At 71.8% G+C, this 20,212-nt stretch carries 16 protein-coding genes; 14 read left to right on the forward strand and 2 right to left on the reverse strand.

From position 1 onward, the window contains the following. The first annotated feature begins 40 nt into the window (after positions 1 to 40). The gene (gene uvrA, locus OG764_RS26525) at positions 41 to 3,121 is read left to right on the forward strand and encodes an excinuclease ABC subunit UvrA (protein WP_328970941.1); all 3,081 of its coding nucleotides are present in this window, start codon (positions 41 to 43) and stop codon (positions 3,119 to 3,121) included. A gap of 334 nt (positions 3,122 to 3,455) precedes the next feature. Here uvrA and OG764_RS26530 read toward each other — a convergent pair whose 3' ends face one another. Next, positions 3,456 to 4,319, reverse strand: coding sequence for a carbohydrate kinase family protein (locus OG764_RS26530; protein ID WP_328973176.1), 864 nt, complete (start codon positions 4,317 to 4,319; stop codon positions 3,456 to 3,458). A 92-nt stretch (positions 4,320 to 4,411) separates the two neighbouring features. On the opposite strand from OG764_RS26530, the gene OG764_RS26535 reads away from it, so the two are divergent. Next, positions 4,412 to 4,828 carry a Rieske (2Fe-2S) protein gene (locus tag OG764_RS26535; protein ID WP_328970942.1) on the forward strand — a complete coding sequence of 139 codons (417 nt, stop codon included), beginning with the start codon at positions 4,412 to 4,414 and terminating at the stop codon, positions 4,826 to 4,828. 88 nt (positions 4,829 to 4,916) lie between these two features. Here the strand turns inward: OG764_RS26535 and OG764_RS26540 are convergent, their stop codons facing one another. Further along, positions 4,917 to 5,903, reverse strand: a complete 987-nt coding sequence (locus OG764_RS26540) for a hypothetical protein (protein ID WP_328970943.1) — start codon at positions 5,901 to 5,903, stop codon at positions 4,917 to 4,919. A gap of 240 nt (positions 5,904 to 6,143) precedes the next feature. Here OG764_RS26540 and OG764_RS26545 point away from each other — a divergent pair, with 240 nt between their 5' ends. From OG764_RS26545 to OG764_RS26600, 12 genes are all read left to right on the forward strand, one after another. Further along, positions 6,144 to 6,767, forward strand: coding sequence for a papain-like cysteine protease family protein (locus OG764_RS26545; RefSeq protein ID WP_328970944.1), 624 nt, complete (start codon positions 6,144 to 6,146; stop codon positions 6,765 to 6,767). 5 nt (positions 6,768 to 6,772) lie between these two features. Next, the gene (locus OG764_RS26550) at positions 6,773 to 7,585 is read left to right on the forward strand and encodes a hypothetical protein (RefSeq protein WP_328973177.1); all 813 of its coding nucleotides are present in this window, start codon (positions 6,773 to 6,775) and stop codon (positions 7,583 to 7,585) included. Positions 7,586 to 7,717: 132 nt separating this feature from the next. Further along, entirely contained in the window at positions 7,718 to 9,763 is a 2,046-nt protein-coding gene (gene uvrC, locus OG764_RS26555) for an excinuclease ABC subunit UvrC (RefSeq protein WP_328970945.1), read from the forward strand. Then, positions 9,760 to 10,710, forward strand: coding sequence for an RNase adapter RapZ (gene rapZ / locus OG764_RS26560; RefSeq protein ID WP_328970946.1), 951 nt, complete (start codon positions 9,760 to 9,762; stop codon positions 10,708 to 10,710). The genes uvrC and rapZ overlap by 4 nt, the downstream gene beginning before the upstream one ends. Next, complete coding sequence (locus OG764_RS26565) at positions 10,707 to 11,792, forward strand: gluconeogenesis factor YvcK family protein (RefSeq protein WP_328970947.1); 1,086 nt, start codon at positions 10,707 to 10,709, stop codon at positions 11,790 to 11,792. The genes rapZ and OG764_RS26565 overlap by 4 nt, the downstream gene beginning before the upstream one ends. Next, a complete protein-coding gene (whiA, locus tag OG764_RS26570; protein WP_328970948.1) occupies positions 11,783 to 12,772 on the forward strand; it encodes a DNA-binding protein WhiA in 990 nt (329 codons plus the stop codon). The genes OG764_RS26565 and whiA overlap by 10 nt, the downstream gene beginning before the upstream one ends. Positions 12,773 to 12,940: 168 nt before the next feature. Continuing rightward, entirely contained in the window at positions 12,941 to 15,895 is a 2,955-nt protein-coding gene (locus OG764_RS26575; protein WP_328970949.1) for a M14 family metallopeptidase, read from the forward strand. A 208-nt stretch (positions 15,896 to 16,103) separates the two neighbouring features. After that, the gene (gap, locus tag OG764_RS26580; protein WP_328970950.1) at positions 16,104 to 17,108 is read left to right on the forward strand and encodes a type I glyceraldehyde-3-phosphate dehydrogenase; all 1,005 of its coding nucleotides are present in this window, start codon (positions 16,104 to 16,106) and stop codon (positions 17,106 to 17,108) included. 131 nt (positions 17,109 to 17,239) lie between these two features. Continuing rightward, on the forward strand, positions 17,240 to 18,451 hold the full coding sequence (locus OG764_RS26585) for a phosphoglycerate kinase (protein WP_328970951.1): 1,212 nt from the start codon (positions 17,240 to 17,242) through the stop codon (positions 18,449 to 18,451). 7 nt (positions 18,452 to 18,458) lie between these two features. Next, positions 18,459 to 19,244 carry a triose-phosphate isomerase gene (gene tpiA, locus OG764_RS26590; protein WP_328970952.1) on the forward strand — a complete coding sequence of 262 codons (786 nt, stop codon included), beginning with the start codon at positions 18,459 to 18,461 and terminating at the stop codon, positions 19,242 to 19,244. 144 nt (positions 19,245 to 19,388) lie between these two features. After that, positions 19,389 to 19,619, forward strand: a complete 231-nt coding sequence (gene secG, locus OG764_RS26595) for a preprotein translocase subunit SecG (RefSeq protein ID WP_328973178.1) — start codon at positions 19,389 to 19,391, stop codon at positions 19,617 to 19,619. Positions 19,620 to 19,770: 151 nt separating this feature from the next. After that, entirely contained in the window at positions 19,771 to 20,106 is a 336-nt protein-coding gene (locus tag OG764_RS26600; protein ID WP_328970953.1) for an RNA polymerase-binding protein RbpA, read from the forward strand. Positions 20,107 to 20,212 lie beyond the last annotated feature (106 nt).

The following is a 20,212-nucleotide window of genomic DNA, read 5'->3' on the forward strand; positions in this document are numbered from 1 at the left end:
GGACCCGTCCCCCGCTCTCTCAAGAAAGGTGCGGACCGGCGTGACCGACCGTCTCATCGTCCGCGGCGCTCGCGAGCACAATCTCAAGAACGTCTCGCTCGACCTGCCCCGCGACTCACTCATCGTCTTCACCGGGCTCTCGGGGTCGGGCAAGTCCTCCCTCGCGTTCGACACGATCTTCGCGGAGGGGCAGCGCCGCTACGTCGAGTCGCTGTCCTCGTACGCCCGGCAGTTCCTCGGCCAGATGGACAAGCCCGACGTCGACTTCATCGAGGGGCTGTCCCCGGCCGTCTCGATCGACCAGAAGTCGACCTCGCGCAATCCGCGCTCCACGGTCGGCACCATCACCGAGGTCTACGACTACCTCCGCCTGCTCTTCGCGCGCATCGGCAAGCCGCACTGCCCCGAGTGCCGGCGCCCGATCTCCCGCCAGTCGCCGCAGGCCATCGTCGACAAGGTGCTCGCCCTGCCCGAGGGCAGCCGGTTCCAGGTGCTCTCGCCGCTGGTGCGCGAGCGCAAGGGCGAGTTCGTGGACCTCTTCGCCGACCTCCAGACCAAGGGCTACAGCCGGGCCCGGGTCGACGGCGAGACGATCCAGCTCTCCGAGCCGCCCGTGCTGAAGAAGCAGGAGAAGCACACCATCGAGGTGGTCGTCGACCGCCTCACCGTCAAGGACAGCGCCAAGCGCCGCCTGACGGACTCGGTGGAGACCGCCCTCGGGCTGTCCGGCGGCATGGTCATCCTCGACTTCGTGGACCTCGCGGAGGACGACCCCGAGCGCGAGCGGATGTTCTCCGAGCACCTCTACTGCCCGTACGACGACCTGTCGTTCGAGGAGATGGAGCCGCGGTCCTTCTCCTTCAACTCGCCCTTCGGCGCGTGCCCGGACTGCACCGGCATCGGCACCCGCATGGAGGTCGACCCCGAGCTGATCATCCCGGACGAGGACAAGAGCCTCGACGAGGGCGCGGTCTCGCCCTGGTCCCTGGGACACACCAAGGACTACTTCCAGCGCCTGATCGGCGCGCTCGCCGACGAGCTGGGCTTCCGTACGGACATCCCGTGGGCGGGCCTGCCGCAGCGCGCCCGGAAGGCGCTGCTGTACGGGCACAAGACCCAGATCCAGGTCCGCTACCGCAACCGTTACGGCCGGGAGCGCGCCTACACCACCGCCTTCGAGGGCGCGGTGCCGTTCGTCAAGCGGCGCCACTCCGAGGCGGAGAGCGACTCCAGCCGCGAGCGCTTCGAGGGCTACATGCGCGAGGTGCCCTGCCCGACCTGCGAGGGCAGCCGCCTCAAGCCGATCGTGCTGGCCGTCACGGTGATGGAGAAGTCCATCGCCGAGGTGTCGGCGATGTCGATCAGCGAGTGCGCCGACTTCCTCGGCCGGCTGCGCCTGGACGCCCGCGACAAGAAGATCGCCGAGCGGGTGCTGAAGGAGGTCAACGAGCGGCTGCGCTTCCTCGTCGACGTCGGCCTCGACTACCTGTCGCTCAGCCGGGCCGCCGGCACCCTGTCCGGCGGCGAGGCCCAGCGGATCCGGCTGGCCACGCAGATCGGCTCCGGCCTGGTCGGCGTGCTGTACGTACTGGACGAGCCGTCCATCGGCCTGCACCAGCGCGACAACCACCGGCTGATCGAGACGCTGGTGCGGCTGCGCGACATGGGCAACACCCTGATCGTCGTCGAGCACGACGAGGACACCATCAAGGTGGCCGACTGGATCGTGGACATCGGCCCCGGCGCCGGCGAGCACGGCGGCAAGGTCGTGCACAGCGGCTCGCTGAAGGAGCTCCTGGCCAACGAGGAGTCGATGACCGGGCAGTACCTGTCCGGGAAGAAGTCGATCGCGCTGCCGGACACCCGGCGGCCGGTGGACGGCGAGCGCAAGCTGACCGTCCACGGCGCGCGCGAGAACAACCTCCAGGACATCGACGTGTCCTTCCCGCTGGGCGTGCTCACCGCCGTCACCGGCGTCTCCGGCTCGGGCAAGTCGACCCTGGTCAACGACATCCTGTACACCCACCTGGCGCGCGAGCTGAACGGTGCCCGGTCGGTGCCCGGCCGGCACACCCGGGTCGACGGCGACGACCTGGTCGACAAGGTCGTGCACGTGGACCAGTCGCCGATCGGCCGCACCCCGCGCTCCAACCCGGCCACGTACACGGGCGTCTTCGACCACGTGCGCAAGCTGTTCGCGGAGACGATGGAGGCGAAGGTCCGGGGCTACCTGCCCGGCCGCTTCTCCTTCAACGTGAAGGGCGGCCGCTGCGAGAACTGCTCCGGCGACGGCACGATCAAGATCGAGATGAACTTCCTGCCGGACGTGTACGTGCCGTGCGAGGTCTGCCACGGCGCGCGCTACAACCGCGAGACCCTGGAAGTCCACTACAAGGGCAAGTCCATCGCCGAGGTCCTGGACATGCCGATCGAAGAGGCCCTCGGCTTCTTCGAGGCGGTGCCGACCATCGCCCGCCACCTGCGCACCCTGCACGAGGTCGGCCTCGGGTACGTGCGCCTGGGGCAGTCCGCGCCCACCCTCTCCGGCGGCGAGGCGCAGCGCGTGAAGCTGGCCTCCGAACTGCAGAAGCGCTCCACGGGCCGGACGGTGTACGTCCTGGACGAGCCGACGACGGGCCTGCACTTCGAGGACATCTCGAAGCTGATCAAGGTGCTGTCCGGGCTGGTCGACAAGGGCAACTCGGTGATCGTCATCGAGCACAACCTGGACGTCATCAAGACCGCGGACTGGGTCATCGACATGGGCCCCGAAGGCGGTTACGGCGGCGGCCTGGTGGTGGCCGAGGGCACGCCCGAGCAGGTCGCGTCGGTCGGCGACAGCCACACCGGCAAGTTCCTGCGGGACATCCTGGGAGCGGACCGGGTCAGCGACGCGGCGTCGGTACCGGCCGCGCGGAAGCCGGCTGCGCGGAGCGCTGCGAGGAAGACGGCGGCCAAGGGCGGCGCGGCCGCCAAGACGTCCGCCGCCAAGACGTCCGCCGCCAAGGCGGCGAAGGCGGCTGCGGACGAGGCGGTGGTGCCGGCGGCGAAGAAGGCCGCGGCGAAGAAGGCGGTCGCCAAGACGGCTGCGGCCAAGCCGGCACGCACCCGCAAGGCCTGACCCCCGGCGCCGACGAGGCGGGGACCTCGGGCGGGGCCCGCCCCAGCCTCGTCAGTGCCCTGGGGCGCAATTCCCAGCCTCGCCGGCGTTTGAGGCGCGGGCCTGGGCAGAGCCCGCTCCAGCCCCGCCGGCACCCTGAGGCGCCACCTCCAGCCTCGCCGGCGTTTGAGGCGCGGGGTTTGGGGCGGAGCCCCAACGAACAACCCGGCTGGCGCCGGGCACCGGGCTCCGCCCGGACCCGCTCCTCAAACGCCGGAGGGGCTGGAGTTGCCCCTCAGGGCGTCGGCGAAGCCGGAGGGGGCCAAGGCCGGCCGGCGGGGCTGGAGGCGTGGGGTTACAGCTCCGACGCGTAGGGCGGGGTGGCGCCCGGGTGGGTGCAGGTGAGGGCGGCGGCTCGGGCGGCGTAGGAGAGGACGGCGGGCCAGTCGGGCGCGCCGGGCTCGACGGTCAGCCGGTGCAGCAGCGCCGCGTTCACGGTGTCGCCCGCCCCGATCGTGTCCGCCACCTCCACCCGGCACCCCGGCACGCTGTGGTGCTCGCCGTCGCGGGTCGTCACCGACAGGCCCGCGGCGCCGCGGGTGACCACGACCGCGGACGGGCCCGCCGCCAGCCAGGCCTCGGTCCCGCCGCCCAGCCACCGCGCGTCCTCCTCGGACAGCTTCAGCACGCGGACGTACGGCAGCCAGGACAGGAACCGCTCCCGGTAGGCCGCCGGGTCGGGGATCAGGGCCGGGCGGATGTTCGGGTCGAGCAGGGTGAGCAGCCCGCGGTCCGACTCCCGGCGCAGCAGGGCCTCGTACGCGCTCGCCCCGGGCTCCAGCACCAGGGAGCAGGTGCCCAGGGCCAGCGCCCGGGCGGCGGGCGGCAGCGCGGCCGGCAGGGAGAAGAGCCGGTCGGCGGTGCCCTCGGTGTAGAAGCCGTACGCGGCGGAGCCGTCGGCGCCGACCGAGGCCACGGCCAGGGTGGTGGGCTCCGGGCCGCGTTCGACCAGTGACAGGTCCACGCCCGCCGCCCGCAGCCCGGCGAGCAGGGTCTCGCCGAAGCCGTCCGTGGAGACCCGCGAGCAGAAGGCGGCCGGGGCGCCGAGCCGGCCCAGGGCGAGCGCGGTGTTGTACGGTCCGCCGCCCGGCCGGGGCAGCAGCATTCCCCCGGCCGCGGGAACCAGGTCGATCAGTGCTTCTCCGCCGACGACGATCACGCGGGGAAGGTATCCCATGCGGGGGTACCGCGCTCCGGGGCCCCCGGTATCGTCGGGAACCACATCCCCGCACCCCGAACCGTGGAGAAGCCATGCCCGAGCAGTCTGCCGCCCGCCGCACCGTCCTCAAGGGGGCAGCCCTGGCCGGCGCCGGTGCGACGCTCGCCGCCTGCTCCACGGAGGGCAACAGCGGTGGCCGCACCCCCGCGACGCCGACCGCGCCGGTGGAGGTGGGAGCCGCCGCCGACGTGCCGGTGGGCGGCGCGAAGCTGTTCCGGGAGCGCAAGCTGGTCGTGAGCTGCCCGGCGGAGGGCCGGTACAAGGCCTTCAGCGCCCAGTGCACCCACGCGGGCTGCGTCCTGGACAAGATCGAGGACGGCGAGGGCAACTGCCCCTGCCACGGCAGCCGTTTCGACGTCGCCACCGGCAAGGTGCTGCGCGGCCCGGCCACCGACCCGCTGCCCGAGGTGCCCGTGCGGGCCGAGGGCGGCAAGCTCATCGCCGGCTGACCCCCGCGCGAGCGCCACCCCGCCCAGGCGAACGCCCCGCACCCCCGCACCACCCGGCGCCCGGCGCCCGGCGCCCGGCTCCGGGCGGTCAGTCCCAGTCCCACGCGATGCCGACCAGGCCCCGCCGGACGCCCTGTTCGAGCAGGTGGACGGCGCGGTGCCGGCCGTTCGGCGTGAGGTCGGCGAGGTCGGCGCGCGGGGCGCCCGGCGCGCTCTGCGTGAAGCGTCGGCAGCGCACCGGCAGGGCCGCCTCGTCGAAGCGGACCTGGAGCACGTACTGGCCGCCCGCATAGCTGAAGCCGCGCAGGTACTCGACGCTGTGCCCGCCGGTGCCGTCCTCGAAGCCGTAGCCGAAGACGTACGTGTCCCCGGCCCGCAGCCGGGCGTCGAAGAGCAGCTCGGCGACGACCACCCCGGTGTCGCGGTCCCAGCGGACCCGCCCGGTACGGCAGTTCTCGTGCGCGCGGACCTCGACCCGGGCCGGGTCGCACCCCGGATCGCCGTGGTGGATGGCCAGGTAGCGGTCGACCCCGTCCCGGTGGGCGCGCAGCACGTGCTGGGAGTCGCGGCCCAGGAGTTCGCGGGCGGGCCCGATGCGGACCCGTTCGTGGTGGCCCACCGTGTGCAGGCCGCCGTCCGCGGGGACCTCCAGCCCGGCCAGCAGCTCCTCGACGGCGGCGCCCGCGGCGACCAGCGCGCGGTACGGCCGGGCGGTCGGGCGGGCCGGATGCGGCGCCTCCGGGGGCGGCCCGCCGGGGACCAGCAGCCGTACGAGCGAGCCCTCGGGCAGTTCCAGGATCTGCTCCAGGGCCCGTACCGCCTTGAGCGACTCGGCGCGCTGCGGGCGCCGGGCCCCCTGCTGCCAGTAACTGAGGCTGGTCACCCCGACCTTGATGCCGCGTGCCGCGAGCCGGTGCTGGACCCGGTGGAGCGGCAGGCCGCGGGCCGCGAGCGCGGCCCGCAGCGCGAGGTGGAAGGGGCCCCCGAGCAGCAGCTGTTCGAGCTGGCCGGCGACGGCCTCCGACGCTCGTGCGGCGCCCGGGGCAAGCGGGGCCGGGCCGGTGGTCCGCCCCATGGTGACTCCTCTGTGAACGTTCACGTGCGGTGTGGCAGTGAAGGCGGGAATCCGTGCCGGTGACGCCGGGGAACCTGGTGGTGCGGTGTCAGCTGTTCACACCGGCGTTCCGCCATTCACATTGCAATGTCACCGCGTATTGAAGCCTGTTGACCTGGTCGCGACAACACCATGATGCTCCTCCACAGCGTCCGGACGCGCTCCTCCATCCCCACGAAATCCCCACTCGGGAGGAACGCGATGCGCCACACGAAGGGGCGGCTGACCCTGGCCGCCGTCGTCACCGCCTTGCTGCTCGCCCTGCCCGTCGGCACCGCAACCGCCGTGCCCGCCGCCGGGCCGGGCAACGTACAGCAGTCAGAACAGTCGCCGACCGGTGCCTACATATGGAAGCGCCTCGGCATCACGATGCAGGCCCAGCAGAAGACCAACTGGTGCTGGGCCGCGAGCGGCAACACCATCGCCACCTACTTCGGCCGCACCTACACCCAGAACCAGTTCTGCAACGCCGCCTTCAACCGCCAGCAGGGCTACGACTGCCCCAACAACCAGGCCACCCTGGGCAACGTGCAGACCGGCCTCGCCTGGGCGGGCATCAACTCCGGCTCGTACGTCAACGGCTGGCTGCGCTACTCCACCGTCCAGACCGAGGTCGACGCCAACCGCCCGATCGAGACCCGCATCCAGTGGTCGTCCGGCGGCGGGCACATGCACGTCGTCTACGGCTACGACACCGACAACAGCTGGGTGTACTGGGGCGACCCGTGGCCCTCCAGCGACCGCTACAACTGGGCCTCGCACTCCTGGTACGTCAACAACAGCTCCTTCTCCTGGACCCACTCGCTCTACCGGATCGGGGCGTGACCGCGATGACCTCCACGACCCCGAAGCGGCTGCGCGCCACCACCCTCGGCGCCGTCCTCGCCGCGGCCCTGCTCGGCCTCGCCCCGCAGGCCTCGGCCGTCACCCCGCAGCCCCCGTCCGCCGACCCCGGCAGCCGTGCCGCCGCCCACGAGGCCGCCGCGGCACCCGCCACCCTGTCGACGCTGTCCCGGTTCTTCGCCCGCGAGGGCAAGGTCGCGCTCACCGCGGCCCGGCCCCGCATCGAGGGCGCGGCCCTGCCCGTCCACTACCTCTCGCCCGAGTTCGTCGCGGGGAAGGCCGGCGCCCCGGTGGCCCGGCTGGAGTTCCTCGTCAGCAAGGCGGTCGCCTCGGACGGCCAGCTCGCCGCCCTGTGGACGGCGAAGACGGACCGGGGCTGGCAGGTGGTGAACATCGCCACCGGCGACGACGAATTCCGCTACGCCGCGCAGGGGGCCCGCACGCTCCCCGGCGGCACGGTCTTCCGAGAGCCCCAGATCGACGCCTGGTACGTGGCCAAGGGCTCCCGGGTCCTGCCGCTCGACCAGGACGCCGTCCGCGTGGTCGGATCCCGCGGCACCACCCTGGCCGCGTACCGCACCCGCGTCGCGAAGGCCTACGGGGGCAAACTGCCCGGCTCCGCCTACGCCAAGGCGGGCAAGGCCGGCGGCTACGCCCCCACGGTAGCCGCGCCCGCCCCGCAGGACTCCCCGTCCGCCGTACCCCTGGCGGCCGGGGCCACCGGAGGCGCACTCGCCCTCGGCGCACTGGGCGCCCTGGCGCTCCGCAGAACCCGGCGGACCGCCACCGCCCGCGGCTAGCGGGCACGGCGCACCACGGCACGAAGACGACCGGGCCCGGCAGACGGGCCCGGTCGTCGCCGTGCCTCAGGGCCCGGTTGTCGCACCCGCCGGTAGGCCCGGTTGTCGCACCCCGCCAGTAGGGTGGATGCCATGGCCGACCCCTCCAGCTACCGCCCCAAGGCGGGACAGGTCCCCGATACCCCCGGGGTGTACAAATTCCGCGACGAGCACCGCCGGGTGATCTACGTCGGGAAGGCCAAGAGCCTGCGCCAGCGCCTGGCGAGCTACTTCCAGGACGTCGCCGGACTCCACCCGCGCACCGCCACGATGGTGACCACGGCCGCCTCCGTCGAGTGGACCGTCGTCTCCACCGAGGTCGAGGCCCTCCAGCTCGAATACTCGTGGATCAAGGAGTTCGACCCCCGGTTCAACGTCAAGTACCGGGACGACAAGAGCTATCCCTCCCTCGCCGTCACCCTGAACGAGGAATACCCGCGGGTCCAGGTCATGCGCGGCCCCAAGAAGAAGGGCGTGCGCTACTTCGGCCCGTACGGGCACGCCTGGGCCATCCGCGAGACCGTCGACCTGATGCTCCGCGTCTTCCCCGTGCGGACCTGCTCTGCCGGGGTGTTCAAGCGCTCCGCCCAGATCGGCCGCCCCTGCCTGCTCGGCTACATCGGCAAGTGCTCGGCCCCCTGCGTCGGCCGGGTCACCCCCGAGGAGCACCGCGAACTCGCCGAGGACTTCTGCGACTTCATGGCCGGCCGCACCGGCACCTACCTCTCCCGCCTGGAACGCCTCATGCACGAGGCGGCGGAGGAGATGGAGTACGAGAAGGCGGCCCGGCTGCGCGACGACATAGGGGCGCTGCGCCGCGCCATGGAGAAGAACGCGGTCGTCCTCGCCGACGCCACCGACGCCGACATCTTCGCTCTCGCCGAGGACGAGCTCGAAGCCGCCGTCCAGATCTTCCACGTCCGCGGCGGCCGGGTCCGCGGCCAGCGCGGATGGATCACCGACAAGGTCGAGGCCGTCGACACCGCCGGCCTCGTCGAACACGCCCTCCAGCAGTTGTACGGCGAGGAGCAGGGCGAGGGCGTCCCCAAGGAGGTGCTCGTCCCGGCGCTGCCCGAGGACGCGCCCGCCGTCGCCGAATGGCTCGGCGGCCGCCGCGGGGCGCAGGTCAGCCTCCGGGTCCCGCAGCGCGGTGACAAGAAGGACCTGATGGAGACGGTCCGGCGCAACGCCCAGCAGTCCCTGGTTCTGCACAAGACCAAGCGGGCCGCCGACCTCACCACCCGCTCGCGGGCCCTGGAGGAGATCGCCGAGGCCCTGGACCTGGACGGCGCGCCGCTGCGCATCGAATGTTTCGACATCTCCCACCTGCAGGGCGACGACGTCGTGGCGTCCATGGTCGTCTTCGAGGACGGCCTGGCCCGCAAGAGCGAGTACCGGCGCTTCCAGATCAAGGGTCGGGTCGGGGACACCCAGGTCTGGCACGGCGAGGGGCAGGACGACGTCCGCTCCATGCACGAGGTCGTCGCCCGCCGCTTCCGCCGCTACCTCCAGGAGAAGCTGCGTACGGGGGAGTGGGGCGCGGAGGACGGGGACGGCGAGGTGCCGCAGGACCGGGACGACGAGGGCAGGCCGCGCCGCTTCGCGTACCCGCCGCAGCTCGTCGTCGTCGACGGCGGGCAGCCGCAGGTCGCGGCCGCCCAGCGGGCCCTCGACGAGCTCGGGATCACCGACGTCGCCGTGTGCGGCCTGGCCAAGCGGCTGGAAGAGGTCTGGCTGCCCGGCGAGGACGACCCGGTGGTGCTGCCCCGCACCAGCGAGGGCCTCTACCTGCTCCAGCGGGTGCGCGACGAGGCGCACCGGTTCGCCATCCAGTACCAGCGCAGCAAGCGCGGCAAGCGGATCAAGGCGAGCCCGCTGGACGCGGTGCCGGGACTGGGCGAGACGCGCAAACAAGCCTTGATCAAACACTTCGGTTCGGTGAAAAGACTGAGACAGGCGACAATCGACCAGATCTGCGAGGTCCCCGGCATAGGCCGCAAGACGGCCGAGACCGTGGCCGCGGCCCTCGCCCGGGCGGTCCCCGCCGGCCCTGCCGTCAACACGGCGACAGGAGAGATCATTGAGGATGAGACCCCCGCGCCCGCGGGGAGCTCGTCCGAACGGGGGAACCGGCAATGACCGAGCACGACGCAACAGTGCACGACCGAGACGGAGCACAGGTGAGTACGGGCACGAGCGTGGAGGCAGCCGCGGCCGCCGAGGCGGCCATCCCCGAGCTGGTGATCATCTCCGGCATGTCCGGAGCCGGCCGCAGTACGGCCGCGAAGTGCCTGGAGGACCTCGGCTGGTTCGTCGTCGACAACCTCCCCCCGGCGCTGATCCCCACCATGGTGGAGCTGGGCGCCCGCTCCCAGGGCAATGTGGCGCGCATCGCCGTCGTCGTCGACGTCCGCGGCCGCCGCTTCTTCGACAACCTCCGCGAGTCCCTCTCCGACCTCGACAGCCGCGGGGTGACCCGGCGGATCGTCTTCCTGGAGTCCTCCGAGGACGCGCTGGTCCGCCGCTTCGAGTCGGTCCGCCGCCCGCACCCCCTCCAGGGCGACGGCCGCATCGTCGACGGCATCGCCGCCGAGCGCGACCTGCTGCGCGAGCTGCGCGGCGACGCCGACCTGGTCATCGACACCTCCAGCCTGAACGTGCACGAGCTGCGCGCCAAGATGGACGCCCAGTTCGCCGGCGACGAGGAGCCCGAGCTGCGGGCCACCGTCATGTCCTTCGGCTACAAGTACGGCCTGCCCGTCGACGCCGACCTCGTCGTCGACTGCCGCTTCATCCCGAACCCGCACTGGGTCCCGGAGCTGCGCCCCTTCACCGGCCTGAACACCGAGGTGTCGGACTACGTCTTCGACCAGCCCGGCTCCAAGGAGTTCCTGGACCGCTACACCGAGCTCCTCCAGCTCATCGCCGCGGGCTACCGGCGCGAGGGCAAGCGGTACGTGACGATCGCGGTCGGCTGCACGGGCGGCAAGCACCGCAGCGTCGCCATGTCCGAGAAGCTCGCCGCCCGCCTTGCCTCCGAGGGAGTCGAGACCGTCGTCGTACACCGGGACATGGGGCGCGAGTGACCGGCAGGAGCCTGCGGCTGCGCCGCCTGCGCCGGCTGACCCCGGGGCGCGACGAGTCCGCGCCCCGGGCGGCCCGCAGGCGCGGCGCCCAGCCCAAGGTCGTCGCCCTCGGCGGCGGCATGGGCCTGTCGGCGTCCCTGGCGGCCCTGCGCCGGATCACGGGCGACCTGACGGCAGTGGTCACCGTCGCCGACGACGGCGGCTCCAGCGGCCGGCTCCGCGAGGAGCTCGGCGTCCTGCCCCCCGGCGACCTGCGCAAGGCGCTGGCCGCGCTGTGCGGCGACGACGACTGGGGCCAGACCTGGGCCCGGGTCATCCAGCACCGCTTCGCCAGCAAGGGCGAGATGCACGGGCACGCGGTCGGCAACCTGCTGATCGTGGCCCTGTGGGAGCAGCTCGGCGACCACGTCAGCGCCCTCGACCTGGTCGGGAAGCTGCTGGGCGCGCAGGGCCGGGTGCTGCCGATGTCGGCGGTGCCCCTGGAGCTGCAGGCGCTGGTACGGGGCCACGATCCGGCTCGCCCGGACGACGTGGACACCGTCCGCGGGCAGGCCACGGTGGCGCTCACGCCCGGCGAGGTGCAGTCCGTGCACGTCGTGCCGCACGACCCGCCGGCCGTCCCGGAGGCGGTCGAGGCGGTGCTCGACGCGGACTGGGTGGTGCTCGGCCCGGGCTCCTGGTTCTCCTCGGTGATCCCGCACCTGCTGGTGCCCCAGCTGCTCGATGCGCTGGTCGAGACCCGGGCACGCCGGGTGCTGTCGCTGAACCTCGCTCCCCAGCCCGGGGAAACAGAAGGCTTCTCTCCGCAGCGTCATTTGGAGGTTTTGGCCCGACACGCCCCTAAACTCGCCCTGGACGTGGTGCTGGCCGACGAGGCTGCCGTGCCCGACCGCGAGTCCCTCGCCGATGCCGCCAAGCGGTTCGGCGCCGCGGTCGAGCTGGCGCCGGTTGCGGCCAGGCTTGGGGTTACCTCCCAGGCCGACGGCTCCGGGGGTTTCTCTGCGAAGCACGACCCGGAGCTGCTCGCCGCCGCGTACGACCGTATTTTTCGGATGCATGGAAGGATCGGCCCATGGCGATGACGGCAGCGGTGAAGGATGAGATCTCCCGGCTCCCCGTCACCCGGACCTGCTGCAGGAAGGCGGAGGTTTCGGCGATCCTTCGGTTTGCGGGCGGTCTGCACCTGGTGAGCGGCCGGATCGTGATCGAGGCGGAACTCGACACGGGGATCGCGGCGCGCCGGCTGCGCAAGGACATCCTGGAGATCTTCGGACACTCCTCGGACCTCGTCGTGATGGCCCCCGGCGGCCTGCGGCGCGGCAGCCGCTACGTGGTCCGCGTCGTCGCGGGCGGCGACCAGCTGGCCCGCCAGACGGGCCTCGTGGACGGCCGCGGCCGCCCGATCCGGGGTCTCCCCCCGCAGGTGGTCTCCGGTGCCACCTGCGATGCCGAGGCGGCCTGGCGCGGCGCGTTCCTGGCGCACGGCTCGCTCACCGAGCCCGGCCGGTCCTCCTCGCTGGAGGTCACCTGCCCGGGTCCCGAGGCCGCACTCGCGCTGGTCGGCGCGGCCCGCCGGCTCTCCATCGCGGCCAAGGCCCGCGAGGTGCGCGGGGTGGACCGGGTGGTGGTCCGCGACGGCGACGCCATCGGCGCCCTGCTGACCCGCCTCGGCGCGCACGAGTCGGTGCTCGCCTGGGAGGAGCGGCGGATGCGGCGCGAGGTCCGCGCCACCGCCAACCGGCTGGCCAACTTCGACGACGCCAACCTGCGCCGCTCGGCGCGGGCGGCCGTGGCCGCCGGGGCCCGCGTACAGCGCGCCCTGGAGATCCTCGCCGAGGAGGTGCCCGAGCACCTCGCGGCGGCCGGCCGGCTCCGCATGGAGCACAAGCAGGCCTCGCTGGAGGAGCTCGGCGCGCTCGCCGACCCGCCGCTGACCAAGGACGCGGTGGCCGGCCGGATCCGGCGGCTGCTCGCGATGGCCGACAAGCGGGCCCAGGACCTGGGCATCCCGGGCACCGAGTCGAACCTGACCGAGGAGATGGCCGACAACATGGCCGGCTGACGGAGCCCCCTCCGCCCGTGACGACCGTGAAAGGGACCTGCGCACCCGCGTGCAGGTCCCTTTCGGCGTGTTCCGGCCGCGTTTCGGCACGTTGTATTGACATGGTCATGTGGGGTCGTGAGCCTTACGTCCATCCACTTTCGTGGCACACGACGCCCAGGGGGGCCCATGAGGCACCGTGCGAGATCGATCCTCGCCGCCAGCGCACTCGTCCTCGGTTCGATGGCCGCCGTCCCGGTGGCCCAGGCGCAGTCCGGCGGCGACAGCACCGCACCGGCAGCCGACGAGGTACGGGTCTACGACGCCGACATCACCCGCGAGCAGGTCCCGCTCGTCCTCGCGGCGGGCCAGGACGGCCACGAGCTGAGCGAGCGGGCTCCGGCCAAGGGCACCGCCCGGGTCGAGCTGTTCCTCACCGGGGCCCAGGCCGAGGCGCTCGGCGCGCAGGGCGTGAAGCTCGCAGAGCGCCGGCTCCCGGCGAAGGCCGCGGCCCGCGCCCGGGCCGCGGGGGACGGGGTCTTCCGCCCGTACAGCGGCCCCGGCGGTCTCAAGGAGGAGATCGTCCGCACCGCCCAGGCCAACCCGGGCCTGGCCAAGGTCGTCTCCATCGGCAAGACCGTCCGCGGCCAGGACATCCTCGCGCTCAAGGTCACCCGCGGCGCCCGGCAGACCAAGGACGGCTCCCGGCCCTCCGTGCTCTACATGTCCAACCAGCACGCCCGCGAGTGGATCACCCCGGAGATGACCCGGCGGCTGATGCACCACGTCCTGGACGGCTACGGCAAGGACAAGCGGATCACCCGGCTGGTGAACACCACCGAGATGTGGTTCCTGCTCTCCGCCAACCCGGACGGCTACGACTACACGCACGCCCCCGACGGCGACCGGCTGTGGCGCAAGAACATGCGCGACAACAACGGCGACGGCGAGCACGGCACGGGCGACGGCGTCGACCTCAACCGGAACTTCGCCTACAAGTGGGCGTACGACGACGAGGGTTCCTCGCCCAGCCGGTACAACGAGACCTACCGCGGCACCGGCCCCAACTCGGAGCCCGAGACCAAGGCCCTCGACCGGTTCGAGCGCCGCATAGGCTTCGAGTACGGCATCAACTACCACTCGGCCGCCGAGCTGATCCTCTACGGCGTGGGCTGGCAGGTCGCCACCCCCACCCCCGACGACGTGATCTACAAGGCGCTCGCCGGCACCCCGGAGAAGCCGGCCGTCCCCGGCTACTACCCGCAGGTCTCCTCCGAGCTGTACACGACGAACGGCGACGCCGACGGCCACGCGGCCAACGTCAACGGCGTCATGATGTTCACGCCGGAGATGACGACCTGCCAGACGGCCTCCGAGAGCGACCCGAACGACGCGTGGAAGCCCGAGGACTGCGCCTCCGGCTTCAACTTCCCGGACGACGAGAAGCTCATCCAGGCCGAGTACGCCAAGAACGTGCCGTTCGCGCTGTCGGTCGCCGAGACCGCCTCGCACCCGGACCGGGCGACCTCCTCGGTGGGCATGACCGCCGCCGACTTCACGCCGAACCGGTTCGCCACCTCCTACGCCCGCGGCGGCGCCCAGCCGGTGTCCGTCACCGCCCGCAAGGCGCTGCGCGACAAGAAGCTCAACTACCGCATCAACGGCGGGCGCACCCACCGCGCGGACCTCAAGCCCTGGAAGGGCGGCGAGATCTACGGCGGCGAGGACAACCTGCGCTTCGACGAGTACCGCGCCAAGGTCGAAGGCGCCGGCCGCGGCGACACCGTCGAGGTCTGGTTCACCGGCCGCAACGCCTCCGGCCGGACCGTCGCCAGCAACTACTTCTCGTACACCGTCGCCACCCGCCCGCGCGCGGACGTCCTCGTGATCGCCGAGGAGGGCGCCCCGGCGCAGCACGCCAAGGCGTACGTGGACGCCCTGCGGGCCAACGGCCGCTCCGCCGTGGTCTGGGACGTCGCCACCCAGGGCGCGCCGCACGCCCTCGGCGTGCTGTCCCACTTCCGCACCGCCGTCCACTACACCGGCGCCCAGGCGCCCGGCGGCGCCACCCAGCTCGCCCTGCGCGACTACCTCAACGAGGGCGGCAAGCTGATCGAGGCCGGCGAACTCGCCGGCGGCCGCGCCCAGGTCGGCCGCGCGCTGACCGACGACTTCAGCCAGTACTGGCTCGGCGCCTACGGCCGCGCCAACGCCCGCGGCGCCACCGGCTTCACCGGCGCCAGGGCGCTGGCCGGCGCGGGCGGTCCCCTCGGCGACGTCGCCGGGAACCCGCTGAACGCCCCCGGCGCGTACACCGTCACCTCCGAGGCCCTGGCCCCGGCGCAGTTCCCGCAGTTCAAGAGCGCGCAGGGCGGCACGTACAAGGGCGTCGTCAACCCGTACGCCCCGTACGCCGGTTCGTACATGGCCTCGGCCACGCACGAGGACAGCGACTGGAAGCGGCTGGTGCGGACGGTCGACCTGACCGGGGTCTCGGCCGCCGACAGGCCGCAGCTGAAGGTCGCGCTCAACTGGAACGTCGAGCCGGGCTACGACCACGCCGTCCTGGAGGCCCACACCGCGGGCGCCGAGGACTGGACGACCCTGCCCGAGGCCTCCGGCCTCACCTCCGCCACCGTGCCGGAGGAGTGCGGGGGCGGGTTCTTCGTCAACGGCCAGCCGTTCCTGCGCCACTACCTCACCGTCGCCGGTGGCGGCTGCACCGCCACCGGCACCAGCGGCGCCTGGAACAGCTTCACCGGCTCCTCAAACGGCTGGCAGCAGACCGGCTTCGACCTGAGCGCCTACGCGGGCAAGAAGGTCGAGGTGTCCCTCTCCTACATCACCGACCCGAGCTCGGGCGGCCGCGGGGTGTTCGCGGACGACGCCAAGCTCGTCGTCGCGGGCGCGGAGCGGGACGTCGAGGGCTTCGAGACCTCGCTGGGCGGCTGGACCGCCCAGGGCTCGCCGGCCGGAAGCCCCGAGGTTCCGGGCGACTGGTCCCGTACGGGCGAGCTGTTCCGGTCGTTCGCATCGGTCACAACGCGTGACACGGTCCTCCTCGGATTCGGGCTGGAGCACCTCACCGCCCCCGCGGACCGCTCGGTACTCATCGGTAAGGCACTGCACTCCCTCCGCCGCTGACTCTGCGTGACCGGGGCCGAAGTCCGGCCGCCCGTACCGAAGGCCTGGTACGGGTGGCCGGGGCCGGTCCCGGCCGGGGGCCCGGGGAGTGTCCGGGGCCATTCGATGTCACTCAAAGGCTCACGGAGAGGTAGGGTCGGAAGCGGTCGGGGACATCCCATACAGCTCGCCGGCGGACAGGCCGGCGCACCAACGAGGAGATCGGTTCGTGACGATCCGCGTAGGCATCAATGGTTTTGGCCGTATTGGCCGCAACTACTTCCGGGCGCTCCTGGAGCAGGGGGCGGACATCGAGATTGTCGGTGTCAATGACCTGACCGACAACGCGACGCTCGTGCACCTGCTCAAGTACGACACCATCCTGGGCCGCCTCAAGGCCGAGGTCAGCCACACCGAGGACACCATCACGGTCGGTGGCAACACCTTCAAGACCTTCGCGGAGCGCGACCCCGCGAACCTGCCGTGGGGCGAGCTGGGCGCCGACATCGTCATCGAGTCGACCGGCATCTTCACGAAGAAGGCCGACGCCGCCAAGCACATCGCGGCCGGCGCGAAGAAGGTCCTCATCTCGGCTCCGGCCAAGGACGAGGACATCACGATCGTGATGGGCGTCAACCAGGACAAGTACGACGCGGCCAACCACCACGTCATCTCCAACGCCTCCTGCACCACCAACTGCGTGGCGCCGATGGCCAAGGTTCTCCTGGAGAACTTCGGCATCGTCAAGGGCATGATGACCACGGTCCACGCGTACACGAACGACCAGCGCATCCTGGACTTCCCGCACTCGGACCTGCGCCGCGCGCGTGCCGCCGCCGAGAACATCATCCCGACCACCACGGGCGCCGCCAAGGCCACCGCGCTGGTCATCCCCGAGCTCGCGGGCAAGCTCGACGGCATCGCGATGCGCGTCCCCGTCCCCACCGGCTCCGTGACCGACCTGGTCATCGAGCTGGAGCGGGAGGCGACCAAGGACGAGGTCAACGCCGCGTTCCAGAAGGCCGCCGAGGGCCAGCTGAAGGGCATCCTCGACTACACCGAGGACGCGATCGTCTCCTCCGACATCGTGAACTGGCCCGCCTCCTGCACCTTCGACTCCTCCCTGACCATGGTCCAGGGCAAGAGCGTCAAGGTCATCGGCTGGTACGACAACGAGTGGGGCTACTCCAACCGTCTCGTCGACCTCACCGAATTCGTCGGCGGCCAGCTCTAGGTCTCAGGGCAGGCACCACGATGTGAGCACAGGGTCCGAACAGCGCAACGAAGCGCCGCTCGGGCCCTGTCGCTTGCCCTGTCCCCTTTTCGCCCGACCCGGGCGAAGCGCTCAAAGGAGTCACACCAGCAATGAAGACGATCGACGAACTTCTCGCCGAAGGCGTCGCGGGCAAGCGCGTGTTCGTCCGCGCGGACCTCAACGTCCCGCTCGCGAACGGCAAGATCACCGACGACGGCCGCATCCGCGCCGTCCAGCCGACCATCGCGAAGCTCGCCCAGGCCGGCGCCCGCGTGGTCGTCGCCTCGCACCTCGGCCGCCCCAAGGGCGAGCCGGACCCGGTCTTCTCGCTCGCCCCGGCCGCCCAGCGCCTGGGCGAACTGCTCGGCCAGGACGTCGCGTTCGCCACCGACACCGTCGGCGCCTCCGCCAAGGAGACCGTCGCGGCGCTCGCCGACGGCCAGGTCGCCGTCATCGAGAACCTGCGCTTCAACCCCGGCGAGACCTCGAAGGACGACGCCGAGCGCGGCGCCTTCGCGGACCGGCTCGCCGAGCTCGCCGACGTGTACGTCGGTGACGGCTTCGGCGCCGTCCACCGCAAGCACGCCTCGGTGTTCGACCTGCCCGCGCGCCTCCCGCACGCGGCCGGCCACCTCATCGCCACCGAGGTCGGCGTCCTCCAGAAGCTCACCGCCGACGTCAAGCGCCCGTACGTGGTCGTGCTCGGCGGCGCCAAGGTCTCCGACAAGCTCGCCGTCATCGACGAGCTGCTCGGCAAGGCCGACCGCATCCTCATCGGCGGCGGCATGGCGTACACCTTCCTCAAGGCGCAGGGCCACGAGGTCGGCATCTCCCTCCTGCAGGAGGACCAGATCCCGGTCGTCACCGAGTACATGGAGCGCGCCAAGGACACCGGCGTCGAGCTGGTGCTCCCCGTCGACGTGCTGGTCTCCACGGAATTCCCCGACCTCAAGGGCAAGACCCCGGCCGTCTTCGAGACCGTCGACGCGGACGCCATCCCCGCCGACAAGGAGGGCCTGGACATCGGCCCGAAGACGCGCGAGCTGTACGCGTCGAAGATCGCCGACGCGGCGACCGTGTTCTGGAACGGTCCCGTGGGCGTCTTCGAGCACCCCGACTACGCGGGCGGCACCTCGGCCGTCGCGCAGGCGCTCCTGGACAGCAGCGCCTTCACCGTGGTGGGCGGCGGCGACTCCGCCGCGGCCGTGCGTACGCTCGGCTTCGACGAGAACGCTTTCGGACACATCTCGACCGGCGGCGGCGCCAGCCTCGAATACCTCGAGGGCAAGACGCTCCCCGGCATCGCGGCACTGGAGAACTGACACCCCCATGACGAACCAGACCACCCGCACCCCGCTGATGGCGGGCAACTGGAAGATGAACCTCAACCACCTCGAGGCCATCGCCCACGTGCAGAAGCTCGCCTTCGCCCTCGCCGACAAGGACTTCGACGCGGTCGAGGTCGCGGTGCTGCCGCCCTTCACCGACCTGCGCTCGGTCCAGACGCTGGTCGACGGCGACAAGCTGAAGATCAAGTACGGCGCCCAGGACATCTCGGCGCAGGACTCCGGCGCGTACACCGGCGAGATCTCCGGCCCGATGCTCGCCAAGCTGAAGTGCTCGTACGTGGCCGTCGGCCACAGCGAGCGCCGCCAGTACCACGGCGAGGACGACGCCCTCTGCAACGCCAAGGTCAAGGCCGCCTTCAAGCACGGGATCACCCCGATCCTGTGCGTCGGCGAGGGCCTCGACGTCCGCAAGGCCGGCAACCAGGTCGCGCACACGCTCGCCCAGGTCGACGGCGGACTCAAGGACCTCCCGGCCGAGCAGGCCGAGACCGTCGTGATCGCCTACGAGCCGGTGTGGGCCATCGGCACCGGCGAGGTCGCCACCCCCGAGGACGCCCAGGAGGTCTGCGGGGCGATCCGCGGCCGGCTGGCCGAGCTGTACTCCCAGGAGCTGGCCGACAAGGTCCGCATCCAGTACGGCGGCTCCGTGAAGTCGGGCAACATCGCCGCGATCATGGCGCAGCCCGATGTCGACGGCGCCCTCATCGGCGGCGCGGCCCTGGACACGGATGAGTTCGTCAAGATCGTCCGCTTCCGCGACCAGTGAGAGTTGCTGTGAGTAGGCGGTAGGACGGATCCGTCGTACCCTTGCGGGGGCCGGTGGCTGAGACAGTCGCCCGGCCCCCGCTTCCATTCCAGGAAAGTCCCGGAAATCCCGGAAAGCCCAGGAAAGTAGGATCCAGCCGTGATTATGGGGTTCTCGATCGCCCTGATCGTCTTCAGCCTGCTGCTGATGCTGCTGGTGCTGATGCACAAGGGCAAGGGCGGCGGCCTCTCCGACATGTTCGGCGGCGGCATGCAGTCGTCCGTCGGCGGCTCCTCCGTCGCTGAGCGCAACCTCGACCGCATCACCGTGGTGATCGGTCTGCTGTGGTTCGCGTGCATCGTCGCGCTCGGCCTGATCATGAAGCTGGACAGCTGACCGATCCCCGAAGGGTCCCGCCGGCGCGAGCCGGGCGGGATCCGACCTTGGCCACGGCGCCGCCCGGCGACGTGGCCAACTGCTAGAATCTCCACCTGCCTTCGCGCAGCGGACAGGGCTTGTCCGGGCTACCACGCAGGGAGTTACGACCGTGGCAAGTGGCAACGCGATCCGTGGAAGTCGGGTCGGAGCGGGGCCGATGGGCGAGGCGGAGCGCGGCGAGTCCGCGCCGCGCCTGCGCATCTCCTTCTGGTGCTCGAACGGGCACGAGACGCAGCCGAGCTTCGCCAGTGACGCACAGGTGCCGGACACCTGGGACTGCCCGCGCTGCGGGTTCCCGGCCGGTCAGGACCGGGAGCATCCGCCCGCTCCGCCGCGTACCGAGCCCTACAAGACGCACCTCGCCTACGTGCGGGAGCGGCGCACCGACGCCGACGGCGAGGCGATCCTCGCCGAGGCGCTCGCCAAGCTCCGCGGCGAGATCTGACGCATGTGAGTGACCACGGGCCCGTCCCGCGGAAGTGAAGACTTCCGCAGGCCGGGCCCTTGTGTTTGTCGTGTGCGAAGCCACGCCCCTGATCCTTTAGGTTGGA

It is taken from the genome of Streptomyces sp. NBC_00239 (genome assembly GCF_036194065.1).
Classification (GTDB): Bacteria; Actinomycetota; Actinomycetes; order Streptomycetales; family Streptomycetaceae; genus Streptomyces.

Bases quoted from the DNA above. Each gene is read 5' to 3' on its own strand.
- whiA (WP_328970948.1), top strand. From the start codon at position 11,783: ATGGCGATGACGGCAGCGGTGAAGGATGAGATCTCCCGGCTCCCCGTC.
- OG764_RS26575 (WP_328970949.1), top strand. From the start codon at position 12,941: ATGAGGCACCGTGCGAGATCGATCCTCGCCGCCAGCGCACTCGTCCTC.
- OG764_RS26535 (WP_328970942.1), top strand. From the start codon at position 4,412: ATGCCCGAGCAGTCTGCCGCCCGCCGCACCGTCCTCAAGGGGGCAGCC.
- uvrC (WP_328970945.1), top strand. From the start codon at position 7,718: ATGGCCGACCCCTCCAGCTACCGCCCCAAGGCGGGACAGGTCCCCGAT.
- OG764_RS26550 (WP_328973177.1), top strand. From the start codon at position 6,773: ATGACCTCCACGACCCCGAAGCGGCTGCGCGCCACCACCCTCGGCGCC.
- OG764_RS26545 (WP_328970944.1), top strand. From the start codon at position 6,144: ATGCGCCACACGAAGGGGCGGCTGACCCTGGCCGCCGTCGTCACCGCC.
- OG764_RS26585 (WP_328970951.1), top strand. From the start codon at position 17,240: ATGAAGACGATCGACGAACTTCTCGCCGAAGGCGTCGCGGGCAAGCGC.
- secG (WP_328973178.1), top strand. From the start codon at position 19,389: ATGGGGTTCTCGATCGCCCTGATCGTCTTCAGCCTGCTGCTGATGCTG.
- tpiA (WP_328970952.1), top strand. From the start codon at position 18,459: ATGACGAACCAGACCACCCGCACCCCGCTGATGGCGGGCAACTGGAAG.
- OG764_RS26540 (WP_328970943.1), bottom strand. From the start codon at position 5,903: ATGGGGCGGACCACCGGCCCGGCCCCGCTTGCCCCGGGCGCCGCACGA.
- rapZ (WP_328970946.1), top strand. From the start codon at position 9,760: ATGACCGAGCACGACGCAACAGTGCACGACCGAGACGGAGCACAGGTG.